The organism is Azospirillum sp. A1-3, from assembly GCF_023806445.1.
Classification (GTDB): Bacteria; Pseudomonadota; Alphaproteobacteria; order Azospirillales; family Azospirillaceae; genus Azospirillum.
This window is the reverse complement of the sequence record NZ_JAMSLU010000001.1, coordinates 2,504,724-2,528,951: the sequence shown is the minus strand read 5'-3', so window position 1 is coordinate 2,528,951 and position 24,228 is coordinate 2,504,724. Positions and strand designations below refer to the sequence as shown.

Genomic DNA, 24,228 nt, shown 5'->3' with positions numbered 1-24,228 from the left:
CCCTCACCGGCAAAGCCAAGACTAAGCCGACATGCTGACAGTTTCCGTCAGCATGGTGTCACCGTTGCGGGATGCCTTCCGCCGCGCGCCACTCCTTCAGCATCGCCTGCCGGCGGCGGGGATAGCGGGTCTCGCTGGCGGTCAGCGCCAGGATGCGGTCGGTGCGGAAATGGCGGAAGGACTGGCGCAGCTCGCACCACGCCACCATCACCCGCACCCGGTCGAAGAAGCCCAGCGCGAACGGCCAGACGATGCGCCGGCTTTCCGATCCGTCGCGGTCGCGATAGGCGATCTCCAGCTTGCGCTCGGTCCGGATGGCGCTGCGGATGGTCGCCAATTCGGTATCCCCTGCGGCGATCGGTTCGCCCGGACCCACCAGCAGGGTGGAGCCGTCCAGCCCCTCCCGCTTGTCCGGTGGCAGCACCGCGGCGATCTTGGCGAGCGCGTTGCGCGCCGCCCCGCCCAGCCGGCTGTCGCCGCGGTCCACCACCCAGCGGGAGCCCAGCACCAGCGCCTCCAGCTCCTCCTCGGTGAACATCAGCGGCGGCAGCAGGAAGCCGGCGCGCAGGAGATAGCCGACCCCCGGTTCCCCCTCGATCATCGCGCCCTGCGCCTGCAGCGTGGCGATGTCGCGATAGAGCGTGCGCAGGCTGACCCCCAACTCGCCGGCGAGCGACTTGCCGCTGACCGGCTGGCGATGCCGCCGCAGAACCTGCATCAGATCGAGGAGTCGTTCGGCGCGCGACATGGAGAACTGCGAGAAGGAAAGGGGGTCTCATAATGCCAAGGGGCGCTCCCCGATGGGAAGCGCCCCTTGTCATGGCAGGTCTCGCCCGGCGGTTGCCGGGCGTTCCCGAACCTTATCGACGGATCACTCCGCCTTCTTGGTCAGGTCCTCGCCGGTGGTCTGGTCGACCTGCTTCATCGACAGCTTGACCTTGCCGCGGTCGTCGAAGCCGATGACCTTGACCTTCACCGAGTCACCCTGCGACACGACGTCCGACACCTTGCCGACGCGCTGCTGCGCCAGTTCTGAGATGTGGACGAGGCCGTCGCGCGAACCCAGGAAGTTCACGAAGGCGCCGAAATCGACGACCTTCACAACCTTGCCGGTGTAGACGACGTTCATCTCCGGCTCGGCGACGATGCCCTTGATCCACTCGATGGCGGCGTCCGACTTCTTCTGGTCGACGGCCGAGACCTTGACGGTGCCGTCGTCGTCGATGTCGATCTTGGCGCCGGTCTGCTCCACGATCTCGCGGATCACCTTGCCGCCGGAGCCGATCACGTCGCGGATCTTCTCCTTCGGGATGTTGATGACGGTGATGCGCGGGGCGTTCTCGTTGACGCCTTCACGGGCGCCGGTCAGCGCCTTCGACATCTCGCCCAGGATGTGCAGGCGGCCGTCCTTGGCCTGGCCCAGCGCGATCTTCATGATTTCCTCGGTGATCGAGGTGATCTTGATGTCCATCTGCAGCGCGGTGACGCCGACCTCGGTGCCGGCGACCTTGAAATCCATGTCGCCCAGGTGATCTTCGTCACCCAGGATGTCCGACAGGACCGCGAAGCCGCTGTCTTCCTTGATCAGGCCCATGGCGATGCCGGCGACCGGACGGGCCAGCGGCGCGCCGGCGTCCATCAGCGACAGCGAGGTGCCGCAGACGGTGGCCATCGAGGAGGAGCCGTTGGACTCCGTGACTTCCGACACGACGCGCAGCGTGTAGGGGAAGTCTTCCTTCTTCGGCAGCAGCGGATGGATCGCGCGCCACGCCAGCTTGCCGTGGCCGATCTCGCGGCGGCCCGGGCTGCCCATGCGGCCGGCTTCACCCACCGAGTACGGGGGGAAGTTGTAGTGCAGCATGAAGTGCTCGCGATACTCGCCTTCGAGCGCGTCGATGATCTGCTCGTCCTGGCTGGTGCCCAGCGTGGTGACGACCAGCGCCTGGGTCTCGCCGCGGGTGAACAGGGCCGAACCGTGGGCGCGCGGCAGGATGCCGACTTCCGACACGATCGGGCGCACGGTCTTGGTGTCGCGGCCGTCGATGCGGCGGCCGGTCTTCAGGACGGCGCCGCGCAGGATGTCGGCCTCAAGCTCCTTGAACTCGAAACCGATCGACTGGGCGTCGAATTCCTCGGCCAGCGTCTCGAGGGCCTTCGCCTTGGCGGCGCCGACCTTCTCATAGCGGCTCTGCTTCACCGTCTCGGTGTAGGCGGCCTCGACGGCGGCGCCGACGGTCTCGCGCAGGCGGGCCTTCAGGGCCTTGCGGTCATAGGCCGGCTCCGGCAGGTCCCACGGCTCCTTGGCGGCTTCCTCGGCCAGGTCGATGATCATGTTGATCACCGGCTGGAAATTGGTGTGGCCGAACATGACGGCGCCCAGCATGACCTCTTCGGTCAGCTCCTTGGCTTCCGATTCGACCATCAGCACGCCTTCGACGGTGCCGGCGACGACCAGATCCAGGTCGCTGTCCTCGACCTCGTCCATGGTCGGGTTCAGGATGTACTGGCCGTTCTTGTAGCCGACGCGGGCGGCGCCGATCGGACCCAGGAACGGGATGCCGGAGATCGTCAGGGCGGCCGAGGCGCCGACCATCGCCACGATGTCCGGATCATTCTCCAGATCATGGCTCAGCACGGTGCAGACGACCTGCGTCTCGTTGCGGAAGCCATCGGCGAACAGCGGACGGATCGGACGGTCGATCAGGCGGCTGACCAGCGTTTCCTTCTCGGTCGGACGGCCTTCGCGCTTGAAGAAGCCGCCGGGGATCTTGCCGGCTGCGAACGCCTTTTCCTGGTAATTGACGGTCAGCGGGAAGAAATCGATGCCCGGCTTCGGCGCCTTGGCGGCGACGGCGGTGCACAGGACGGTGGTGTCACCATAGGTGACCAGAACCGCACCGTTGGCCTGACGGGCGATCTTGCCCGTTTCCAGGACCAGCTTGCGCCCGCCCCATTCGATTTCTTTGCGATGAACAGTGAACATGGATTCTTTCCTTCCATCCGACACCCTGCAACGGCCGGATTGCCGCCCAAGGCCGGGGCCATCGGTCGTAGGACCCCGCGAGAAAACTGGAGATGTGGTGTTCGACAACAGGACTAAACGAATCAAGATAGAAGTGTCGTGGATGCAAAAAAGGCCGGTCCCCGAATAATCGGGCCGGCCTGTCCGTCACGAAACGCTCAAGATCGAGTTTCTATTGCCAATAACCAATGAGGTGTTCCGGAACGATACAGGGGAAAGGCATCTTCGATGGTCCGCTGGACTGGGCGGGAAACCCCCGGCCGGTGGCCGGCCAGGGGAACCCGAACCCGTCAGCGGGACAGCGCGCCTGATTAGCGGCGCAGGCCCAGACGCTCGATCAGAGCGGCGTAGCGCGACTGATCCTTCTTCTTCAGGTAGTCGAGCAGACGGCGGCGCTGACCGACCATCACCAGCAGACCACGGCGGGAGTGGAAGTCCTTCTTGTGGCCCTTCAGGTGATCCGTCAGGTTGCTGATGCGCTCCGTCAGGATCGACACCTGGACCTCGGGCGAACCGGTGTCGTTGGTGCCGCGGGAAAATTCCTTGATCAGCTCTTGCTTGCGCTCGGGCGTAATCGACATCGAGGTCTCCTAAATCACGTGAGGTTGAGTACGCGCACCGGACGGACCTCCGCCCCCTCGACACGGGCCAACGCGACCGGCGTTCCGCCGAAAAGCGCAATGACGGTGCCATCCCCACCGTCAGCACCCTGAACCGCCATCAGGCGGTCACGATCCTGCCGGGTGAGGAGAGCGACCGTCTGGCCGTGCCTCAGTCGGTGCGCTTCCGCTTCCGTCAGGGCCAGCGCCGGGATGTCGTCCAGCGCGGTCTCGATCGGCAACAGAAGTCGTTCGACGGCCGCACCTTGATCCATGGCGGCCAGTTCGTCCAGGGAAATCGCGCGGTCCAGCGTGAAGGAGCCGACGCGCAAACGGCGCAGAAGCCCGACATGGCCGACCGTGCCAAGCGCTTCCGACAGGTCGCGGGCGAGCGAGCGGACATAGGTGCCCTTGCCGCAATCGACCTCGAACACCGCATGGTCGGCGTCGGGTTCCTCGACCAGTTCGAAGCGGTCGATGCGCACGGTGCGGGCGGCCAGATCGACCGCGTCGCCTTCGCGCGCGATGTCATAGGCACGCTCGCCGTCGATCTTGATGGCGCAGAACTGCGGCGGCACCTGCTGGATCTCGCCCAGGAAGGCGGGCAGGGCGGCGCGGATCTGCTCGGTCGTCGGCCGGTGGTCGGAGCGGTCGATCACCGCGCCTTCGCGGTCGTCGGTGGTGGTGCGCTCACCCCAGCGGATGGAGAAGCGGTAGGTTTTGGCGCCGTCCATGGCGTAGGAGACGGTCTTGGTCGCCTCGCCCAGCGCAATCGGCAGGATGCCGGTCGCCAGCGGGTCCAGCGTGCCGCCATGCCCGGCCTTCTCGGCGTTCAGCAGGCGGCGCACCTTCGAAAGCGCCTGGGTGGAGGTCATGCCTTCCGGCTTGTCCAGCACGATCCAGCCATGGATCGGCGTACCCTTGCGCTTACGAGCCACGACGGCCGCCCCGGCTCTCGTCCCCGCCTTCGCTCTCGCCCCTATCCTCGCCCCTGTCCTCGCCCTTGTCCTCGTCGTCGAGCATGGCGTGGTCGTCTTCGTCGAGGTCGTCGTCCTCGTCCGTCTCGTCGGGGCCGAGATCGTCGCCGTCCTCATCCCAGGAGTCGTCCTCGTCTTCATCCTCGTCGTGGTCGTCGTCGCCGTTGACGCGGCCCAGCGGATGGCCGCTCAGGTCGCGGGCGACCTCCGGGCTGTGCAGGATACTGTCGATGCGGTGGGCGTAGTCGAAGGAGGTGTCGCCTTCGAAGCTCAGCGTCGGGGCATGACGCAGGTTGACCATGCGCGCGACCTGCCCGCGCAGGAAGGCGGCCGCCCGCTTCAGGGCGACCTGGGCCTCCTCCATCCGCTCGCCGCCCAGCGTCGAATAGAAGACGGTGGCGTTGGACAGGTCGGGGCTGATCCGCACTTCGGTGACCGTGACGTTCAGCGAGGCCAGCTCCGGATCGTGGAAGTCCCCGCGGCGGAACAGGTCGGCGAGGGCGTGGCGCACCTCCTCGCCGACGCGCAGTTGCCGTTGGGACGGGGGCTTGCCGGCGATGAACGCGCCGCGCTTCTTGCTGGCCATGGTACGTGTCTTTCGTCGATGTCTGCTACCCGGGCGGCCTGACCGCGGTCAGGACCAGAGAACGGGCACGTCGTAAAGTCTTATGGTTCGGTCGGCACTTACCAGCGTCAAGCCATCCGCCTGAGCCTGTGCGATCAGCATCCGGTCGAAAGGGTCGCGGTGGTGGTTCGGAAGCCTGTCCAGTTGGCCGATGTGACGAACTTCGACAGGCAACAGGGAAAAGCCGCTTGCCAAAGCCAATCCGGACAAATCGTCCGGCGCCTCCAACTTTCCGTTCAACGCCTTGATGCGCAGTTCCCAAAGCGACGCAATGCTGACCAAGACCGTGATGGTCGTATCGGAAACCAGTTCATGCACGAGCGGAGGCAACCGTTCGGGCGTGCCCAGAACCCACAGCAGGACATGAGAGTCGAGCAGCAGCTTCATTGGCCTGATTTCGCACGTCGAGCCTTTGCAGCTTCGATGTCACGCAGCACCGTGTCCGGCAGCGGCTTGTCCGCATCGATCCCATGGAAGGCATCGATCAGCCAATCCGGCGTCTCATCGAAATCCTCGGCAACCTGGATTTTTCCCCTGGCAATGCCGAGCAGTCGTGGACGAGCCGTACTGGAGGCACTGGTCGCCTCTGCAATGGGTACAAGTTTCACCGCCGGTTTCCCGTCGCGAAGGATGACGATTTCCTCGCCATTCTCCACGCGGTCGATCAGTTCAGCCATGTGCCCATCGGCTTCGGATAGCGGGATGCGATCCATAGCATCACCTCCAGGTAGGCTTCACCCCCTCGTCCGGACAATGTCCGGAAAACGAACCGCCCGGCCCGCTCCGGTGAAAACACCGGAAGGGGCCGGGCGGGCCGTCGGTCTTACAGCTCGCGGGCGATTTCCTCGATCTCGAAGGCTTCGATCTGATCGCCGGCCTGGATGTTGTCGTAGTTCTCGAAGGCCATGCCGCACTCGTAACCCTCGCGCACTTCCTTGACTTCGTCCTTGAAGCGCTTGAGCGTCTTGAGCGTGCCTTCGTGAATGACGACGTTGTCGCGCAGCAGGCGGACGCCGGCGCCGCGCTTGACGGTGCCCTGCGTGACCATACAACCGGCGACCTTGCCGACCTTCGTGATGTTGAACACCTCGCGGATGGTCGCGTAACCGATGAAGCGTTCCCGCAGCGTCGGAGACAGCAGACCGGTCAGCGCCGCCTTCACGTCGTCGATCACGTTGTAGATGATCGAGTAGTAGCGGATTTCGACGCCGTCGCGCTTGGCAAGGTCGCGGGCCTGCGGGTTGGCGCGGACGTTGAAGCCGATGATCATCGCGTTGGACGCATTCGCCAGCGTGATGTCGGACTCGTTGATCGCACCGACCGAGTTGTGCAGGACGCGGACCTTGACCTCGGTGTTCTCGGCCGTGAGCTTCTCCAGCGAGCTGGCGATGGCTTCGATCGAGCCCTGCACGTCGCCCTTGATGACGACCGGCAGTTCCTTGGCCTCGCCGGCCTGGATGCGGCTGAACATGTCCTGCAGCGAACCGCGGGCGGAGGCCGCAACCACCGCTTCGCGCTTCTTGCGCTGGCGGAACTCGGCGATCTCGCGGGCACGGGCTTCGGACTCGACGACGGTGAAGTCGTCGCCGGCCATCGGCGTGCCGTTCAGGCCCAGGACCTCGACCGGGACGGCCGGGGCCGCCTCGTTGACGTTCTGGCCGCGGTCGTTGATGAGGGCGCGGACGCGGCCCCATTCGGCGCCGGTCACGAACACGTCGCCGACCTTCAGCGTACCGCGCTGGACCAGCACGGTGGCGACCGAACCACGGCCACGCTCCAGCTTCGCCTCGATGACGACGCCTTCGGCGGCGCGCTCGGGGTTGGCCCGCAGCTCCAGGATTTCGGCCTGGAGGAGGATGGCCTCTTCCAGCTTCTGCAGGTTCAGCTTCGCCTTGGCCGACACCTCGACGTCGAGCACGTCGCCGCCCATCTCCTCGACCACCAGCTCGTGCTGGAGCAGTTCCTGACGGACGCGCTCCGGACGGGCGTCCGGCAGGTCGCACTTGTTGATCGCGACGATGATCGGAACCTTGGCCGCCTTGGCGTGGCGGATGGCCTCGATCGTCTGCGGCATGACGCCATCGTTCGCGGCGACCACCAGCACGACCACGTCGGTGACGTTGGCGCCGCGGGCACGCATCTCGGTGAAGGCGGCGTGACCCGGCGTGTCGATGAAGGTGATGCGCGAACCCGACTCCAGCTGCACCTGATAGGCGCCGATGTGCTGGGTGATGCCGCCGGCCTCGCCCGACACCACGTCGGTCTGGCGAAGCGCGTCGAGCAGCGAGGTCTTGCCGTGGTCGACGTGGCCCATGATGGTGACGACCGGCGGACGCGGCACCAGGATGGCGCCCTCTTCCTCGGTGGCACGCAGGCCGATTTCGACGTCGGACTCCGACACGCGGCGGACGCGGTGGCCGAACTCGGTGATCAGCAACTCGGCGGTGTCGGCGTCGATGGTCTGGTTGATGGTCGCCATCACGCCCATGCGCATCAGCGCCTTGATGACGTCCGCACCGCGCTCGGCCATGCGGTTGGCGAGTTCCTGGACCGTGATGACCTCCGGCAGGACGACGTCGCGGGTGACCTTCGCGGTCTCCTGACGGCTCATCTGCCGCATGCGCTCACGTTCGCGGGCACGGCGGACGGCGGCCAGCGAGCGGGTGCGGTCGCTGCCGTCGTCGCTGAGCGCCTGCGAGACGGTCAGCTTGGTGCCCTTGCGGCGGTCGGCGCCGGCGGGAGCCTTGGCGGCGGGACGGGCGGGAGCGGCCTTGGCCGGAGCGCCACCACGACCGCCCTTGCGGCGGTTGTCGTCCTCTTCCTCGACGGCGCGGGGGGCCGGAGCACCGGCACCGGGCAGCGTGCGGCCGGGAGCGGCGTCGGCGGCGGGACGGCCGGCGGCACCACCGGGGCGCTGGTCGCCGGCCGGACGGGCACCGGCCGGACGCGCGCCGTCACGGCCCGCACCGTCGCGGGCGCCATCGCGGCGGGGTGCCGGTTCGGCATCGCGGCGCTTGGCGTCCTCGGCTTCCTTGCGCTTGGCCTCTTCCTCCTTGCGGCGGCGTTCGGCCTCTTCGGCGACCTTGCGGTCTGCTTCCTGAATGGCGCGCATCTCGTCCAGCTCGCGCTGGCGCAAGGTCTCGGCGTCCAGAATAATCGGCGGCATTTCCGGCGTAGCCTGGGCCGGGGCTTCCGCGGCGGCCGGAGCGGCGGCTTCGGAGGGGGCGGTCGGAGCGGTTTCAGGCTCTTCGGCGGCGCGGGCGGCGGCCTCGGCGGCGCGCGCTTCGGCACGGACCGCTTCTTCCTCGGCCTCGATCCGGCGCTGCTCTTCGAACGCAGCGGCGCCACGCAGCGCACGCAAGCGCGATTCCAGCTCCTCGCGGGTCAGCTGGCGCCCGGCAGGGGCACCGCCGCCGCGGGGTCGTTGGCCCTGCGCACCGCGCATGGGCAGGCCCTGGGCAGCTTGACGCGCGGCGGCGCCGCCGTCGGCGACGCCGGGCACGGCGCCCTTTTCAACATGACGCTTGCGCTTGACCTCTACGGTCACCGCTTTTGACCGGCCATGGGAGAAGCTCTGCCGGACCTGGGTCTCGACCGGCTTCTTCGACTCCAGCTTTCCTTTGCTGGCGCCGGTTAGGTGCAAGACTTTCTTCTGGTCCTGGTCGTTGCTGTCGGTCATCGGTTCCCGAATGGTCAGACGTTACATCGCAGGCCGGCCGGCCGTATCGCCGACTCCCAAGCCCTTATCAGAATCCTGGTGCGCATCCCGGTCCCCTTGGGGACCTTTCAGGTCCAGGTGCCCCTGGGGACCTTTCAGCCCCCTCAGGCGTGCCGCTTCGCGGACCAGCCCAGCGGCCAGCCTGCCTCGCGCCACCACGGCATGCACCGCATGATCGCGTCCCAGCGCCGCGGCCAAGGCCGAGGACTCGAACAGATCGATCACCGGCAGCGACGGCGCGAGCGCCGTCACCTTGCCGCGTTGGTCGAGCGAGCCGTCCGCGGCTTCGACCAGCAGGGCCGGCGGGGGACCCGCACGGCCGACCTGGTTGGCCCTCAACGCCTCGCGCACCTTCTCGTATCCTGCCAGAACATGGCCGGCACGGCGGGCAAGGCCCAACGCATGCAGACAACGCCGTTCCAGCAGCCGTTCCAGCCTTTCGGCCAGATCGGGCGGTACTTTCACCGCCCGGCGGGCCGCCTTGGCAAAAACGGATTTCCCCATGGCTTTCGCCAGGGCATCCCTGTCGGCCGTGACCCAAAGGCCGCGGCCGGGCAGACGTTCCTCCAGGTCCGGCACCACCTCGCCGTCGGGGCCGATCACGAAGCGGATCATGCCCTCTTTCGGCCCGACCGTACCCGACGCGATGCAGCGGCGCAGAGGCCCCTTCTCGTCGTCGGCCGGCAGGCGGTCCGTCCCGGCACCGTCATCCGGTGCCAATTCCTGATCCGGCACCGCATCCGCGGCGGCGGTCGGTGTCCGTTCGTCGTTCCGTTCGGTCATCCGATCGTCATCCGCTCGCGCGGTCCCGAATAATCGTTCCTGTCGGGCGCAGTTCCAACCGGCATTGCTGCCGGTCAGGCCTGCGCGCCCTGACCACCGGCGCTGCCATCTGCCGCAGGGGCCGTGGCGGCGCCGTCCTGTTCCTCACCCTCGAACCAGTGGGCGCGCGCGGCCATGATGATCGCGTTCGCTTCCTCTTCCGAAGGAGCGTCTTTGGCGCCGTCCTTGCTCAGGATCTCGACCAGCTCGTCGCCGGCCAGATCGGCCAGGTCGTCCAGCGTCTTCACGCCGTTCTCGCCCAGCTTCACCAGCTGCGTGGCAGTGAAGCCGGTCAGCTCGGCGACGATGTCCTCGACGCCCAGTTCCAGGCGACGCTCGTTGGCCTGCTCGTCCTGCACTTCCAGGAAGGCGAGGGCGCGCTGCTTCAGCTCGTCGGCGACCGACTCGTCGAAGCCTTCGATCTCGGCCAGTTCCTCGGTCTCGACGAAGGCGATCTCCTCGACGGAGGTGAAGCCTTCGGCGACCAGAAGGTGGGCGATCACGTCGTCGACGTCCAGGGCCTGCATGAACAGGGCGGAGCGGTTGTGGATTTCCTCCGACCGGCGCTCCGACTCTTCCTGTTCGGTCAGGATGTCGATGTCCCAGCCGGTCAGCATCGAGGCGAGGCGCACATTCTGGCCGCGGCGGCCGATGGCCAGCGACAGCTGGTCGTCGGGCACCACCACCTCGATGCGGCGGTTGTCGTCGTCGAGCACGACCTTGGCGACCTCGGCCGGGGCGAGCGCGTTGACGACGAAGGTCGCCGCCTCGCCCGACCACGGGATGATGTCGATCTTCTCGCCCTGCAACTCGCCGACGACGGCCTGGACGCGGCTGCCGCGCATGCCGACGCAGGCGCCGACCGGGTCGATGGAGCTGTCGTTGCTGTGCACGGCGATCTTGGCGCGCGACCCCGGATCACGGGCGACCGCCCGGATCTCGATGATGCCGTCGTAGATCTCCGGCACTTCCTGGGCGAACAGCTTCGCCATGAACATGGGATGCGTGCGCGACAGGAAGATCTGCGGGCCGCGCGGTTCCTCGCGGACGTCGAAGATATAGGCGCGGACGCGGTCGCCGTTCTTGAAATGCTCGCGCGGCAGCAGTTCGTCGCGGCGCAGGATCGCTTCGGCGCGGCCCAGGTCGACGGTGACGTTGCCGTATTCGACGCGCTTGACCAGACCGTTGACGATCTCGCCGTTGCGGTCCTTGTACTCGTTGAACTGGCGCTTGCGCTCGGCGTCGCGCACCTTCTGCACGATCACCTGCTTGGCGGTCTGGGCGGCGATGCGGCCGAAATCGATCGGCGGCAGCGGGTCGACCAGGAAGTCGCCGATCTTGGCGCCGGGCTTGCGGCGCTGGGCGTAGGGCAGGGTGACCTGCGTCGCCTCGTTCTCCACCGCCTCGACCACCTCCAGGTGACGGGTCAGATGGATGTCGCCGGTCTTGCGATCGATGCGGGCGCGGATGTCGTGCTCGTGGCCGTACTTGGAGCGGCCGGCCTTCTGAATCGCCTGCTCCATCGCCTCCAGGACTTCGTCCCGGTCGATGTTCTTTTCGCGGGCGACCGCGTCAGCGACTTGCAGCAGTTCCATCCGTTACACTTCCTGAGTCGGTCTTGTGTGATGCCGGTCTTGCGTGATGTCCGGTCGGGTCGGCGGGGTGGGGGCAGGCAATCCAGGCCAGGCAGTCCGATGGCGCGTCCTGATGGACGGGTCCGTCAGTTCTGCAGGCCCTCCTGCTGCTCCTGGCTGGCGCGGATCAGCTCGTCCGTCAGCACCAGCTTGGCGCGCAGGATATTGTCGAACTCCAGCCGGGCGGCTCCCTGTTCGGTGTCGATGCACACGAGGCCGTCCTCGACGCCCTTCAGCATGCCTTTGAAGCGCTTGCGGCCGTCGATGGCCATGCGGCTTTCCAGCCTGGCTTCGAAGCCGGCGAAGCGCACGAAATCCTTGAGCCGGGTCAGCGGCCGGTCGATGCCGGGCGAGCTGACTTCCAGCGTGTAGGCCTCGCGGATCGGGTCTTCCACGTCCAGCAGGGCCGAAACGGAACGGCTGATGTCGGCGCAATCCTCGACGGTCATGGGCGCGCCGTCGGCGCGCTCCGCCATGATCTGGAGGATCGCCCGCTGGCCGCCGGAGATCTGTACGCGCACGACCTCATAGCCCATGGCTTCGACCGACGGCGTGATGATCTGTTCGATGCGACCTGTAGCGTCCATTCCACCTAACCCAAAGCCTGCGGCCGGGATCGAACCGGACGAGGTTTCCACAACAGAAGGTTCAACAAGCGCGTGCTTCCACACGCTCATAAAAAAATAAGTGGGCAAAAGCCCACCCGCAAAGCGTCTCGCCGGCCCGGTTGCCCGGGCCGCCGATCCGTATGGGTTCTCAGCGGTGAATATAGTCATTCCGTCCGATGCCGCAAGCCTTTTCCGGTCCGATCGCCGTGCTCGGCCGGAATCTCAAGCGGAACGGGTATGCGTCAGCCTCGCGGGCGGCGGACGAACCGCATGAAGACCGGCTTGCGGCCGGCGGCGATGGCCTTTTCCTCATATCGGGTGGCGGGCCAGTCGTCGGGGCGGATGCGCCAGTCCGACGGGCGGCGTGCCGTCCACTCGAAATCGGGATGATTCACCGTGTGTTCAAGCATCCAGCGCACCAGACCCATGTCGTCGCTGGCCAGACGCAGTTCGGCGCCGTCCTTCAGCACGCGGGCGAGCCGCGGCAGATTCTCCGGCCCGATGAAGCGGCGGTCGGCGTGGCGCTTCTTCGGCCAGGGGTCGGCGAACAGCACGAAGGCGCGGCCGATGGAGGCATCGGGCAGGGCGTCCAGCAGCGGCCGGGCGTCGTCGGGCTGGATGCGCACATTCCGCAGATCGTCGTCATCGACCATGCCCAGCAGGCCGGCGATGCCGTTGAGGAAGGGCTCCGCGCCAATGAAGCCGACATCCGGATGGTGCCCGGCCTGCCAAGCAAGGTGATGGCCCATGCCGAACCCGACCTCCAGCCAGACCTCCCGTTTCGGGCTGTCGAACAGGCCGGCGGGGTCCAGCCGGTCGCCGGGCTGCGGCAGCGTGATCTGGAGCTGCGGCAGCAGAACGTCGATCAGTTCCGTCCGGCGCTTGCGCAACGGCCGGCCCTTGCGGCGCCCGAACAGGCGGTTGGAGCTTTCGGCGAGGGGGCCGGCGGCGAGGGGGCCAGTGGTGCTGTCGTCGGTCATGTCGGAACGCTGTATCGGGAAAAGGGATGGGCCTCAAAAGAAAGCAGGGGCCGTTGCCAGCCCCTGCCGTCCATCCGCCTTGCGGCGGGTCCTATGGTGCGAACGCGCTTTTACAGGAAGGCGCTGCGCAGGTCGCCGACCAGATCGGTCTTCTCCCACGAGAAGCCGCCGTCCACCTCCGGCTCGCGGCCGAAATGGCCATAGGCGGCGGTGCGGGCGTAGATCGGCTTGTTCAGGCCCAGATGCGTGCGGATGCCGCGCGGGGACAGGTCCACCAGCTGCTGCAGCACGTCGGACAGGCGATCCTCGTCGACAGTGCCGGTGCCGTGGGTGTCGACATAGACCGACAGCGGCTTCGACACGCCGATGGCGTAGGAGACCTGGATCGTGCACTTCTCCGCCAGTTCCGCCGCGACGACGTTCTTGGCGAGGTAGCGGGCGGCGTAGGCGGCCGAGCGGTCGACCTTCGTCGGATCCTTGCCGGAGAAGGCGCCGCCGCCATGCGGAGCGGCACCGCCGTAGGTGTCGACGATGATCTTGCGGCCGGTCAGGCCGGCGTCACCGTCCGGGCCGCCGATGACGAAGCGGCCGGTCGGATTGACGTACAGGTGCTTCGGGTCGCACATCCAGCCTTCCGGCAGGCAGTTGACGATGTGCGGCAGGACGATCTCACGCACGGCGTCCTGGTCCAGCCCCTCGGCATGCTGGGTCGACAGCACGATGGCGGTGGCGCGGGTCGGACGGCCGTCGACGTACTGCAGGGTGACCTGGCTCTTGGCGTCCGGACCCAGCTGCGGGGCGGCGCCGGAATGGCGCGCCTCGGCCAGCGACTTCAGGATGGCGTGGCTGTAGTAGATCGGGGCCGGCATCAGCGCCGGGGTCTCGCGGCAGGCATAGCCGAACATGATGCCCTGGTCGCCGGCACCCTCGTCCTTGTTGCCCGCAGCGTCGACGCCCACGGCGATGTCGGCGGACTGGGAGTGGACGAAGCACTTGACGTCCATCTTCTCCCAATGGAAGCCGTCCTGCTCGTAACCGATGTCCTTCACCGCCGCGCGGGCGACTTCGACCAGCTGGTCGGCCTTGATGCTGTCGGGGCCGCGAACTTCGCCGGCCAGAACGACCTGGTTGGTGGTCGCGAGCGTCTCGACGGCCACGCGGGCCTGCGGGTCGTGCGAAAGATAAAGATCGACGATGGCGTCGGAAATGCGGTCGCAGACCTTGTCGGGATGACCTTCCGACACGGACTCGCTGGTGAAGACGTAATTCAGCTTTGCCACGGGAAACCTCGGCATTCGGCGGCACGCTATTTCATGAGCCGAAACGGCAGACCGGTACAGCGGCCGCAGACACCGATCCAAAACGGGTTGTGACAAGGAATTCAGCCGGGGTCAAGAAATCTACCGGCGGTAGGGCCCCGGACCGATTACCGCAGGCGCCGCACGAAGGGGGAGCACGGTCGAGCCCATGCCATCCCCGTTCGGTGGGTATCACATGCCGTGTGGCAACCGGCAGGAGGTACTTGACAACGTTACTCGGCGGCTTCCGCAACGGCGGCGCTGGCCACGGCCTTGGTCAGTTCGAACAGGCGCTTGCGCACCGACGGATCGCTGATCTTGTAGTAGGCGCGGACCAGTTCCAGCGTCTCGCGCTTGGCCATCGGATCGGGCTCGTAGGTGCTGGCGGAGCGCTCTTCGGTCGCACCGGACTCGTCCTCGTCGTCGACGCGGGCGGCAGCCGCTTCGGCCGGCATGTCGTCGAAGAAGAAGGAGACCGGTACATCCAGGACGCGGCTGAGGTCGAACAGACGCGACGCGCCGATGCGGTTGGCGCCGCGCTCGTACTTCTGCACCTGCTGGAAGGTCAGGCCGATCGCCTCGCCGAGTTTCTCCTGGCTCATGCCGAGAAGCGTGCGGCGAAGACGGACGCGGGATCCGACATGGACATCGATGGGATTCGGCTTTCCGGTCTTCGGACGGCCGGCACCCGCACGGCGCCCGCGCGGCGCCCCAGTTTCAGTCTGCATCTCGTTTATCCCTGTAACGGTTGTGCAACCTAGTTACGACATATCCACGTATGCAGTCAAGCCCGCTCCGGTCAAGCCCGATACACGAAATTGTTCTGCCAGTGGCGGGCGGATTGCCCGTATTGCTGCGTCACCGGTGATATCGCGAGGCCAAGGCCGCCAGAAAACAGCCTAGAAGCACTATGCCGAAAATCCAGTCTCCCATACGGGCATAGGCTGTGACGCCGTCAGGCGCTTCCGGCAACGTGGTATCGATGAAGCCCCGCTCACCCAGACCGAGCAATTGTTGCACACGACCGTAGGAGTCCACCACCCCGGATATTCCCGTATTCGCCACCCGCACGAGCGGCAGTCCTTCCTCCACGGCACGGACCTGATTGATCGCAAAATGCTGGTGCGGACCGGCGGTGCGGCCGTACCAGGCGTCATTGGTCAGGTTCAACAGCCAGTGCGGCCGGTCTGCGGTATCGACCACGGCGCCGGGGAAGATGCTCTCATAGCAGATCAATGGGCTGAAGGAGGGCAGGCCGGCCACACGACCTTCCAGATCCAAGGTGCGCGGACCGGGGCCGGCCGAGAACTCCGCCCCGTTGCCGGCGATGGCACCGACGGGCAGCCATTGCCGCAGCGGCATGTACTCGCCGAAGGGCACGAGATGGAACTTGTCGTAGTCGGCGACAGCCGCACCGCTGCCGTCCACCGCCACCATGCCGTTGAAATAACGACGCTCGCCGTCCGCACCGACCGTCGTGCGCGGCGCCCCGGTGATCAGCAGACCGCCCGGCGGGATGACGGAGGCCATCGCCTGGCGCACCCGCGCATCCTCCTCGACGAAGAAGGGGACGGCGGTTTCCGGCCAGATGATGACGTTGGGCGGCGGGGCCGACGGATCGGCCGGCGGGGCGGCGGACAGGGCGAGATGGTTCTGGAAATTCTGCACCCGCTCGGCCGGCGCCCATTTCAGCCGCTGGTCGATCGCCGCCTGGACCAGCCGGAGACGGACGCCCGGTACCGGCTCGTCCACCGCGCCGGCCAGCCTCCAGGCGCCCCAGCCGCCCAGCACCGCCAGCAGCGCCAACCCGGCGGCAACGCCGGCCCAGGCGCGACGCGGTGTGGTGTCGCGGTCGGGCAGGGCCGCGGGCAGAGAGGCGACCAGCACCGTCACCAGCGTCAGCCCATAGATGCCGACCAGCGAGACGGTCTGCAGCACCGGCAGCACCCCGACCCAGCCATAGCCGATCAGGTTCCAGGGAAAGCCGGTGAAGACGTGGCCGCGCAGCCATTCCCACAGGCACCAGCAGGCGGCGAACAGCAGCGGTCGGCCCAGCCCGATGCCGAAGCCGCGCCGGCGCAGCATGTGGAAGGTCAGGGTGGCGCCGCCGCTGAACATCGCCAGCAGGATCGGCAGACCGACGGCCGACAGCGGCAGGGCCCACCAGAAGCGCTCGATATCGGTGAACAGGGCGGCGCTGATCCAATAGAGTCCCAGCAGGTGATGGCCGAAGCCGAAGAACCAGCCGAGGGCAAAGGCGCCCTTCTTCGTCTCAGCTCCGTCCAGCAGCCAGATCAGGCCGGGAAAGGCGACCAGCAGCACCGGTATCAGGTCGGCCGGCGGAACCGCCAGCGTGGCGAGCCCACCCAGCAAGGCCGCGGCAGCCAGCCGGCGCCAGCCGGTCAGCGCGGCCAGCCGCGCGGAAACACGGCCCAGCCGGGCGGGGACGGGCAGCGCATCGGTGACGGTCAAGACGGGAAACTCCGGCAGCGGCAAGGAATGGCGGGCGGCGCCATAGGTAATGCGGCCGGACAGGGGCGCCAAGGCTGTTGTGGGCGGAGCTGTGTTGTGGGGGTGGGGGAGGCGTCAGACCCCCACCCCAATCCTTACGCCGTCTCCGCCAGCTCCGAACTGTTGGCCGGGACGTTGTGGACGCGCAGGCGCTTCAGGCGGCGGGAGTCGGCGTCGACGATCTCGAACTCCAGGCCCGAGGGATGGATCAGCCGTTCGCCCAGCCCGGGCACGCGGCCGGCGATGGAAACGACCAGACCGCCCAACGTGTCGATGTCCTCGCGCTCCTCCTCGGACAGGACCGGGCCGACGCGATGCTCGAAATCTTCGATGGGCAGGCGGGCGTCGGCGATCAGGCTGCCGTCGGGACGCTCGACCAGCCGCGGCGCCGCGGTCTCATCATGCTCGTCCTCGATCTCGCCGACGATCTCCTCCACCAGATCCTCGATGGTGACGAGGCCGTCGATGCCGCCGAACTCGTCCACCACCAGGGCCATGTGCTGGCGGGTCTGGCGCATCTGCACCAGCAGGTCGAGCACATGCATGGAGGGGGCGACGATCTTCGCTTCGCGGATGATGCCGGTCAGGTCAGGCTTCTGGCGCAGGCCCTCGGGCGAGGCGGCCTGCTTCGCCAGCAGGGTCAGCACGTCCTTGATGTGGATGATGCCGACCACGTCGTCCAGCGTCTCGCGGTACACCGGCAGGCGGGAATGGCCTTCCTCGGCGACGCGCTGGACCAGGGCGGGGAAGGGGGTGTCGATGTCGACGGAGATGATGTCGGCCCGCGGCACCATGACGTCGGCGACGGTGCGGTCGCGCAGCTTCAGGATGTTGGTCAGCAGCGCCCGCTCGCCGGCGCCCAGCGAATCCTCGCCGTCCTCGCTCGCGGCATCGTCCAGGCCGGAGATCAGCTCTTCGATCGTGCCGCGCAGGGAATTGTCCTCGCGGCCACCCCAGACGGTGCGGAGCCACCCCTTGAACAGGTGGCCCAGGGAATGGTCTTCGGCCCCGTGGTCATCACGGGGCGTGCGACTGTCGGATATCTCGCTCATCGGTCCGGCGATTGGTGGTTGGCGGCGTAAGGATCGGCGATTCCGAGCGTGGCGAGCAGCCGGGTTTCCAGCGCCTCCATCTCCTCGGCCTCGTCGTCCGTCTCGTGATCATAACCCAGCAGATGCAGAACACCATGCATCACAAGGTGAGTCATGTGGTCTTTGAAGCTTTTCCCCTGTTCGGACGCCTCGCGGGCGACCGTTTCATAGGCGAGGATGACGTCGCCCAGCATCACCGGCACGCCGTCTTGCGCTTCCGGCTCCTCGGCCTCGGTCAGGGCGAAGGACAGGACGTTGGTCGGCTTGTCCTTGCCGCGATACTCGCGGTTCAGCCTGTGGACCAGCTCGTCGTCGGCCAGCACGACCGACAGCTCGGCCGGGCCTTCCTCGTCGTCATAGGCCGCACCCAGGGCGCCGAGCGCTGCGCGCTCCGCCAGCCACTCGGCATCCTCGGCCCAATCGCCGGCTTCACGTGAAACAGTGATGTCGACCGCGCTGGTCATTCCGGATCTCCAACGATCGCAGGTCCGCTGACGGTCGTTTCGGGTGCGGAACTGATGCGGCGGGCCTGTTTGCGTTCCGCCTCGCGGGCATCGGCCTGGTCATAGGCGCGGATGATGCGGGCGACCATCGGGTGGCGGACGACGTCGGCGTCGGTGAAGCGGACGAAGCGCACGCCTTCCACCCCGCGCAGGATGTCCAGCGCGTCGCGCAGGCCCGACCGGGTGCCCGACGGCAGGTCGATCTGCGAGATGTCGCCGGTGATGACCATCCGCCCGCCTTCGCCGAGACGGGTCAGGAACATCTTCATCTGCATCGGCGTGGTGTTCTGCGCCTCGTCCAGGATAACGAAGGCGTTGCCCAGCGTCCGGCCGCGCATGAAGGCCAACGGCGCGATCTCGATCTCGCCGGACTCCAGCCGCTTCTTCACCTGTTCCGCCGGCAGCATGTCGTGCAGCGCGTCATAGAGCGGACGCAGGTAAGGATCGACCTTTTCCTTCAGGTCGCCGGGCAGGAAGCCCAGTCGCTCGCCCGCTTCGACCGCCGGGCGCGACAGTACGATGCGATCAACCTGACCGGTGGTCAGCAGCGCCACCGCCTGCGCCACCGCCAGATAGGTCTTGCCGGTACCGGCCGGGCCGAGACCGAAGACCAGTTCGCTCTCCGCCAGGGCTTGCAGATAGGCGGCCTGGGTGGGGGAGCGCGGTGTGATCGGGCCGCGCCGGCGGGTGCGCAGGGCAATCTCGGCCCGGGTGATGGTCGCCTGCTGGCCGGGCGCGCGCGGCTCCTCGCCCGTCGCCACACCGGCGAAACCGGCATCGGCGGTCGCCATACGGACGGCGCCGTCGACTTCACCGCCGTCGATGGTCTGGCCGCGGGTCAGCCGGCCATACAGGCCGTTCAGCGCCGTCCGCGCCGTTTCGGCGGCGTCGGACGGGCCGGAGATGGTCAGGGTGTTGCCGCGGGAAATCAGCGACACGCCGAGAAGAGATTCGATGCGGGCGAGGTGGCGATCATGCTCCCCGTACAGCATCGGCAGAAGCCGGTTGTCATCGAATTGAACGTCGATACGCCGTTCGGGCAGACCGTTCAAGCGCTTGCCTCCAAGGTTACGGCAGGCTGGAAGGGAGAGGCGGTGGTGTGTTCACCGGTTACGACCGTGCCGGCGAGGCTGTTGGCCAGCGCGGCGTCGACCCGCACCTCGACGATGCGGCCGAGCAGCCGTTCGTTCGCCTCGGCATGGACCGACTGCATCCACGGGCTGCGGCCCAGCAGCTGGCCGTCGCGGCGCCCGACACGGTCGAACAGGACCGGCACACTGCGGCCGATGAAGCTGTGGTTGAAGGCGACCTGCTGGGCGTTCAGCAACTGGTGCAGAGCCGCCAGACGGGATTCCTTCACCTCTTCCGGCACCTGGGCACCCTCGACCGAGGCCGGGGTACCGGGACGCGGGCTGTATTTGAAGGAATAGGCCTGGGCATAGCCGATCTCGGTGACCAGCTTCAGCGTCGCGGCGAAATCGGCGTCGCTCTCGCCGGGGAAGCCGACGATGAAGTCGCCGGACATCGCCAGATCGGGCTTGGCCGTGCGCAGCCGGTCGACCAGCCGGCGGTAATCGTCGGCGGTGTGCTTGCGGTTCATCGCCGCCAGGATGCGGTCGGACCCGGCCTGCACCGGCAGATGCAGGTAGGGCATCAGCTGCGGCACCTCGGCATGGGCGCGGATCAGGTCGTCGGCCATGTCGCGCGGGTGCGAGGTGGTGTAGCGGATGCGCTCCAGCCCATCGATCTCCGCCAGTTGGCGGATCAGCCGGCCGAGGCCCCAGGTGGTGCCGTCCGGCCCGTCGCCGTGCCAGGCGTTGACGTTCTGGCCCAGCAGGTTGATTTCGCGCGTGCCGCCGGCCACCAGCCGCTTCGCTTCGGCGAGGATCCGGTCGGCGGGACGGGAGAACTCGGCACCGCGGGTGTAGGGCACGACGCAGAAGGTGCAGAACTTGTCGCAGCCCTCCTGCACCGCCAGGAAGGCGGAGACGCCTTGGGCGCCGGCTTCCTCCGGCAGGAAATCGAACTTGGATTCGGCCGGGAAATCGGTGTTCAGCACGCTGCCGGCGGCACGGCTGGCCTTCGCCACCATCTCCGGCAGGGTGTGGTAGGTCTGCGGGCCGAAGACCATGTCGACGAAGGGGGCGCGGGCGACGATCTCCTCGCCCTCGGCCTGGGCGACGCAGCCGGCGACCGCCAGGATCATCCGGCCGTCCTCGGCCTCCGCCTTGCGGTCCTTCATCTGGCGCAGCCGGCCAAGCTCGGAGAAGACCTTCTCGGCGGCCTTTTCGCGGATGTGGCAGGTGTTCAGGATCACCATGTCGGCGCCGTCCGGCTCATCGACCGGTTGGTAGCCCAGCGGTGCCAGGACGTCCGCCATCCGGGCGGAGTCGTACACGTTCATCTGGCAGCCCCAGGTCTTGATGAACAGCTTCTTGGTCAACCCGCACCCTTCCGCTCAGAACAAAAACGAATAGCGCGCTCACGATGCTGCGTGGCGCGCGGCACGCCGCATATCCGGCGTCGCTCCTGAAAAGATGGTATCGCGTGTGGGGCGAATCGAGTCAATCCCGCTTCGCCCCACCCATGTTTGCAACGACGTCGTTTCCGCAATGCGGACCGAGGGCCGGAATGGTCACGCCGCGCCGGCTTGCAGGCCGTCGCGCCAGAACCAGTCGGTCCGGCGCACGCGGTCAGTCCAAAGTCGCTCCGCCGCCGTCCGGCTGAACAGGGCGCTGAAAGGGACGGGGGTGTCTCCCGCCAGGACGGGCGCGTTCGCAGCCGGGGCGGCCAGCACCGAGCTCATCACCGGGGTGGCGCCGATGGCGACGTCCTGCGCGTCCGCCTGTTCCGGCTTGCCGATCATGCCGGCGGCGCCGGCCAGCGAGCCTTCGACCAGTTCCAGGCCCAGCAGCCGGTTCATGTCGACCGGACCGGGCATCTGCATGCCCAGCGTCAGGGCGCGGGAGAAGCCGAACCGCTCGTAATAGGGGGCGTCGCCGACCAGGATCACCGACTTGTGGCCCAGCGCCACCGCCTTGTTCAGGCTCATCCGGATCAGCTTGCTGCCCAGCCCGCTGCCCTGCAGATGGGCGGCGACCGCGATGGGGCCGAGCAGGATGGACTGGGTGGTGCCGCCGACCAGGATCGGCCAGTAGCGGATGGTGCCCACCACCACCTCGCGCCCATGCTCGTCATGCTCGATGGCGACGAGGTTCAGGGCGGGGATGGAGTCGACGCCGTCGCGCAGCCGATAGGCGGTCTTGGTGAAACGGTCGGGACCGAAGGAGGCGTCCAGCAGGGCTTCGATGGCGGCGGCGTGCTTCGGCTCTTCGACGGTGATGATCATGCGTGGGGCTCCCGGCGGGAAGAAAGTCTTCTCAGAAGGCTTTTGGAGGGCGGATCGCGCCGCCGCCGGAAGGCCGGGGGTGTCAGGTCCCCGTTGTGCCTTTGGCGTTCGCACGCGACCCAAGGACGGCCGCAACCGCGATGCGCGGTGCGAGGCTCCGTCGTCGGATGCGAAGGGCGTGCGAACGAGACATGGACAAGGCTCTTCGGCCGTTGCTGGGACTTGCGCATATATCATCGTCTCCCCCCCGTCGCAAGACCATGCAGACCCGGAGACTGTGCATGACTGTGTCCATCCCAGTGCGGGCATGTCGCATCATTGTCCGGCCGCGTTCTGGACAGTGCGGGGAGGGGACTTTATCCTGCGCGGAACCGCCGCCCGGCCACCCGGAACCCCAGCCGGAACCCCAAGCCGCCGGCCCGTTTTTACGGCCGGCGCCGTTCATCGGACCGCCCGCCATGTACACCGCCGTTACCCACGACATCCGCGTCACCGTCCAGCCCGTTTTCCTGGAAGACCAGTCGGCTCCGGCCGAGGGGCGCTTCGTCTGGGCTTATCACGTCCGCATCGAGAACGAAGGCAGCGAGACGGTGCAACTGCGCACCCGCCACTGGCGCATCACCGACGCCATGGGCCGCGTGCAGGAGGTGCGGGGGCCCGGCGTGGTCGGCGAGCAGCCCGTGCTGGAGCCGGGCGACCATTTCGAATACACCAGCGGCACCCCGCTCGGCACGCCGTCCGGCATCATGGCCGGCAGCTATGGCATGGAGGGGGAGGACGGGCGCGCCTTCGACGTGACCATCCCGGCCTTCTCGCTGGACAGTCCGCACCAGCCGATGCAGCTGAACTGATCGGACGGCCCGACTGCCCGGCAATTCCGGACGCAGACGAATAATACAATAGAATGTGTGTGGATATTGGAAGAAATTAACAGGCGGCTTTGACAATCCGCATGGCTGTCCGTACTTTGTCCATAGCTTGCAGGCCATGGGGCGGGACCTAAATCTAGGGACTTCCGAAAGGCGGCAAGCGGCGGAAACCGTGGCTGGCGCCGTCGCTCCGCATTCTGCGAATGGGTTCTTTCGTCTTGCTGCCCGTTCGGTTGATCCGCCGGGGCTTCGGCTCCGTACTGACGACGGAAGTGACGCCAGACACGATGGGCGTGTTGCGCGACGGCCGTCGGATTGCGGCCATCGGCTTCGCGCAGGGCGTTTCCCAGTTATGGAAAGGATGTTTCCCGTGACGGCTACCAAGACCCCGCACGCCAAGCCCCCGGTCGCCGACAACGTGCTTCGCGGCCCCGGCCTGTCCCGGCCCGACCCCGTCGCCCGTCCGTCCCGCACCGAGGCGGAAGAGGCCGTGCGCACCCTGATCCGCTGGGCCGGCGACGACCCGGCGCGCGAAGGGCTGGTCGGCACGCCGGACCGCGTCGTCCGCTCCTATGAGGAATTCTTCGCCGGCTACGGCATCGACCCGGTTGAGATCCTGTCGCGCACCTTCGAGGAGACCGACGGCTACGACGAGATGGTCGTGCTGCGCGACATCCGGGTGGAGTCCTACTGCGAGCACCACATGGTGCCGATCATCGGCAAGGCGCATGTCGCCTATCTGCCGCGCCGCCGCGTCGTCGGCATCTCCAAGCTGGCGCGTCTGGTCGAGGCCTATGGCAAGCGCCTGCAGATCCAGGAGAAGATGACGGCGCAGATCGCCAACACCATCGACGAGGTCCTGCAGCCCGAGGGCGTCGCCGTCGTGGTCGAGGCGCAGCACCAGTGCATGACCACCCGCGGCGTCCACAAGACCGGCGTGACCATGGTGACCAGCCGCATGCTGGGCGCCTTCCGCACCGACCCGTCGACCCGCCGCGAGTTCCTCACCATGATCGGCAACCCGTCCTCACGCGGGATGGAGTGAGGTCCAGAGGGCTTTACACCCTCAACGCCGCCTGCCAAGCTCCCGCCGCACTTTGTCAGTGAGTGGTGTGGAATTCGGGGTGTGAGGTATGGCGGCGAAGGTGACACCGGCGGTCAATGCGGCGAAGGCGGCTGGCCTCGCCTTCCGGCTGATGGAGTACGAATACGATCCGTCGGCCGACGCCATCGGCCTGCATGCGGCCGAATCGCTCGGGCTCGACCCTGCCATCGTCTACAAGACCCTGATCGTCCAGCTTGAACCCAAGGCGCTGGCCTGCGCCGTCATCCCGGTCGCGGCCAAGCTGGATTTGAAGGCCATCGCCGCGGCAGCGAAGGCGAAGAAGGCCGACCTTGCCGACCCGGCGCTGGCGGAAAAGACCACGGGATTCCTGGTCGGCGGCATCAGCCCGCTGGGCCAGAAGAAGGCGCTGCCGACCTTCATCGACGCGAGCGCCGAAACGCTGCCGGAAATGGTGGTGAATGGCGGCCGGCGCGGCCTGCAGATCGTGCTCGCGCCGGCCGATCTGGCCAAGGCGACGAAGGCGACGGTCTGCGCCATCGTCGCGCACTGAAACCGG

22 protein-coding genes and 1 pseudogene are annotated in these 24,228 nt (G+C 67.3%); 3 read left to right on the top strand and 20 right to left on the bottom strand.

Features of this window, described 5'->3' with window-relative positions; translation table 11 throughout:
* Nucleotides 1-58: 58 nt before the first annotated feature.
* From M5E06_RS12190 to M5E06_RS12095, 20 genes and pseudogenes are all read right to left on the bottom strand, one after another.
* The gene (locus M5E06_RS12190) at nucleotides 59-748 is read right to left on the bottom strand and encodes a helix-turn-helix transcriptional regulator (RefSeq protein WP_252138343.1); all 690 of its coding nucleotides are present in this window, start codon (nucleotides 746-748) and stop codon (nucleotides 59-61) included.
* A 123-nt stretch (nucleotides 749-871) separates the two neighbouring features.
* On the bottom strand, nucleotides 872-2,983 hold the full coding sequence (pnp, locus tag M5E06_RS12185; RefSeq protein ID WP_252138342.1) for a polyribonucleotide nucleotidyltransferase: 2,112 nt from the start codon (nucleotides 2,981-2,983) through the stop codon (nucleotides 872-874).
* 350 nt (nucleotides 2,984-3,333) lie between these two features.
* A complete protein-coding gene (rpsO, locus tag M5E06_RS12180; protein WP_063635662.1) occupies nucleotides 3,334-3,603 on the bottom strand; it encodes a 30S ribosomal protein S15 in 270 nt (89 codons plus the stop codon).
* A 14-nt stretch (nucleotides 3,604-3,617) separates the two neighbouring features.
* Nucleotides 3,618-4,559, bottom strand: coding sequence for a tRNA pseudouridine(55) synthase TruB (gene truB / locus M5E06_RS12175; protein ID WP_252138341.1), 942 nt, complete (start codon nucleotides 4,557-4,559; stop codon nucleotides 3,618-3,620).
* Between the two features lie 115 nt (nucleotides 4,560-4,674).
* Nucleotides 4,675-5,184 (bottom strand): annotated as a pseudogene (gene rbfA / locus M5E06_RS12170) (30S ribosome-binding factor RbfA); the annotation flags it as partial.
* A gap of 48 nt (nucleotides 5,185-5,232) precedes the next feature.
* Nucleotides 5,233-5,610, bottom strand: a complete 378-nt coding sequence (locus M5E06_RS12165) for a type II toxin-antitoxin system VapC family toxin (RefSeq protein ID WP_252138340.1) — start codon at nucleotides 5,608-5,610, stop codon at nucleotides 5,233-5,235.
* Entirely contained in the window at nucleotides 5,607-5,936 is a 330-nt protein-coding gene (locus tag M5E06_RS12160; RefSeq protein WP_252138339.1) for a type II toxin-antitoxin system Phd/YefM family antitoxin, read from the bottom strand. Before M5E06_RS12160 ends, M5E06_RS12165 begins: the two co-directional genes overlap by 4 nt.
* 110 nt (nucleotides 5,937-6,046) lie before the next feature.
* Nucleotides 6,047-8,902, bottom strand: coding sequence for a translation initiation factor IF-2 (gene infB, locus M5E06_RS12155; protein WP_252138338.1), 2,856 nt, complete (start codon nucleotides 8,900-8,902; stop codon nucleotides 6,047-6,049).
* Between the two features lie 21 nt (nucleotides 8,903-8,923).
* Complete coding sequence (locus M5E06_RS12150) at nucleotides 8,924-9,724, bottom strand: RNA-binding protein (protein ID WP_252138337.1); 801 nt, start codon at nucleotides 9,722-9,724, stop codon at nucleotides 8,924-8,926.
* Between the two features lie 74 nt (nucleotides 9,725-9,798).
* Nucleotides 9,799-11,358 carry a transcription termination factor NusA gene (gene nusA / locus M5E06_RS12145; RefSeq protein ID WP_109149770.1) on the bottom strand — a complete coding sequence of 520 codons (1,560 nt, stop codon included), beginning with the start codon at nucleotides 11,356-11,358 and terminating at the stop codon, nucleotides 9,799-9,801.
* Nucleotides 11,359-11,483: 125 nt separating this feature from the next.
* Nucleotides 11,484-11,984 (bottom strand): ribosome maturation factor RimP, encoded by a 501-nt coding sequence (gene rimP, locus M5E06_RS12140; protein ID WP_252138336.1) that lies wholly within the window; start codon nucleotides 11,982-11,984, stop codon nucleotides 11,484-11,486.
* 263 nt (nucleotides 11,985-12,247) lie between these two features.
* Nucleotides 12,248-12,985: a tRNA (guanine(46)-N(7))-methyltransferase TrmB gene (gene trmB / locus M5E06_RS12135; protein ID WP_252138335.1), complete on the bottom strand. Its 738-nt coding sequence runs from the start codon at nucleotides 12,983-12,985 to the stop codon at nucleotides 12,248-12,250.
* A gap of 110 nt (nucleotides 12,986-13,095) precedes the next feature.
* Nucleotides 13,096-14,280, bottom strand: a complete 1,185-nt coding sequence (gene metK, locus M5E06_RS12130; protein ID WP_286208653.1) for a methionine adenosyltransferase — start codon at nucleotides 14,278-14,280, stop codon at nucleotides 13,096-13,098.
* A 236-nt stretch (nucleotides 14,281-14,516) separates the two neighbouring features.
* Nucleotides 14,517-15,011 (bottom strand): helix-turn-helix domain-containing protein, encoded by a 495-nt coding sequence (locus M5E06_RS12125; RefSeq protein WP_109074892.1) that lies wholly within the window; start codon nucleotides 15,009-15,011, stop codon nucleotides 14,517-14,519.
* Nucleotides 15,012-15,141: 130 nt separating this feature from the next.
* Nucleotides 15,142-16,755 (bottom strand): apolipoprotein N-acyltransferase, encoded by a 1,614-nt coding sequence (lnt, locus tag M5E06_RS12120; RefSeq protein ID WP_252138334.1) that lies wholly within the window; start codon nucleotides 16,753-16,755, stop codon nucleotides 15,142-15,144.
* A 134-nt stretch (nucleotides 16,756-16,889) separates the two neighbouring features.
* On the bottom strand, nucleotides 16,890-17,846 hold the full coding sequence (locus M5E06_RS12115; protein ID WP_109149766.1) for a hemolysin family protein: 957 nt from the start codon (nucleotides 17,844-17,846) through the stop codon (nucleotides 16,890-16,892).
* Entirely contained in the window at nucleotides 17,843-18,349 is a 507-nt protein-coding gene (gene ybeY / locus M5E06_RS12110) for an rRNA maturation RNase YbeY (protein WP_252138333.1), read from the bottom strand. The genes M5E06_RS12115 and ybeY overlap by 4 nt, the downstream gene beginning before the upstream one ends.
* Nucleotides 18,346-19,440: a PhoH family protein gene (locus M5E06_RS12105; RefSeq protein ID WP_252138332.1), complete on the bottom strand. Its 1,095-nt coding sequence runs from the start codon at nucleotides 19,438-19,440 to the stop codon at nucleotides 18,346-18,348. The genes ybeY and M5E06_RS12105 overlap by 4 nt, the downstream gene beginning before the upstream one ends.
* The gene (miaB, locus tag M5E06_RS12100; protein WP_252138331.1) at nucleotides 19,437-20,831 is read right to left on the bottom strand and encodes a tRNA (N6-isopentenyl adenosine(37)-C2)-methylthiotransferase MiaB; all 1,395 of its coding nucleotides are present in this window, start codon (nucleotides 20,829-20,831) and stop codon (nucleotides 19,437-19,439) included. Before miaB ends, M5E06_RS12105 begins: the two co-directional genes overlap by 4 nt.
* 192 nt (nucleotides 20,832-21,023) lie before the next feature.
* Nucleotides 21,024-21,737 (bottom strand): GNAT family N-acetyltransferase, encoded by a 714-nt coding sequence (locus tag M5E06_RS12095; RefSeq protein WP_109149763.1) that lies wholly within the window; start codon nucleotides 21,735-21,737, stop codon nucleotides 21,024-21,026.
* A 458-nt stretch (nucleotides 21,738-22,195) separates the two neighbouring features.
* Between M5E06_RS12095 and apaG the strand changes: the two genes are divergently transcribed.
* The 3 genes from apaG to ybaK all read left to right on the top strand — a co-directional run bounded on the left by apaG (nucleotide 22,196) and on the right by ybaK (nucleotide 24,222).
* Nucleotides 22,196-22,588 (top strand): Co2+/Mg2+ efflux facilitator ApaG/CorD, encoded by a 393-nt coding sequence (gene apaG, locus M5E06_RS12090; RefSeq protein WP_109074886.1) that lies wholly within the window; start codon nucleotides 22,196-22,198, stop codon nucleotides 22,586-22,588.
* A 436-nt stretch (nucleotides 22,589-23,024) separates the two neighbouring features.
* Complete coding sequence (folE, locus tag M5E06_RS12085; protein ID WP_109075001.1) at nucleotides 23,025-23,651, top strand: GTP cyclohydrolase I FolE; 627 nt, start codon at nucleotides 23,025-23,027, stop codon at nucleotides 23,649-23,651.
* 88 nt (nucleotides 23,652-23,739) lie between these two features.
* Nucleotides 23,740-24,222, top strand: coding sequence for a Cys-tRNA(Pro) deacylase (gene ybaK / locus M5E06_RS12080; protein ID WP_252138330.1), 483 nt, complete (start codon nucleotides 23,740-23,742; stop codon nucleotides 24,220-24,222).
* The last annotated feature ends 6 nt before the right edge of the window (nucleotides 24,223-24,228 follow it).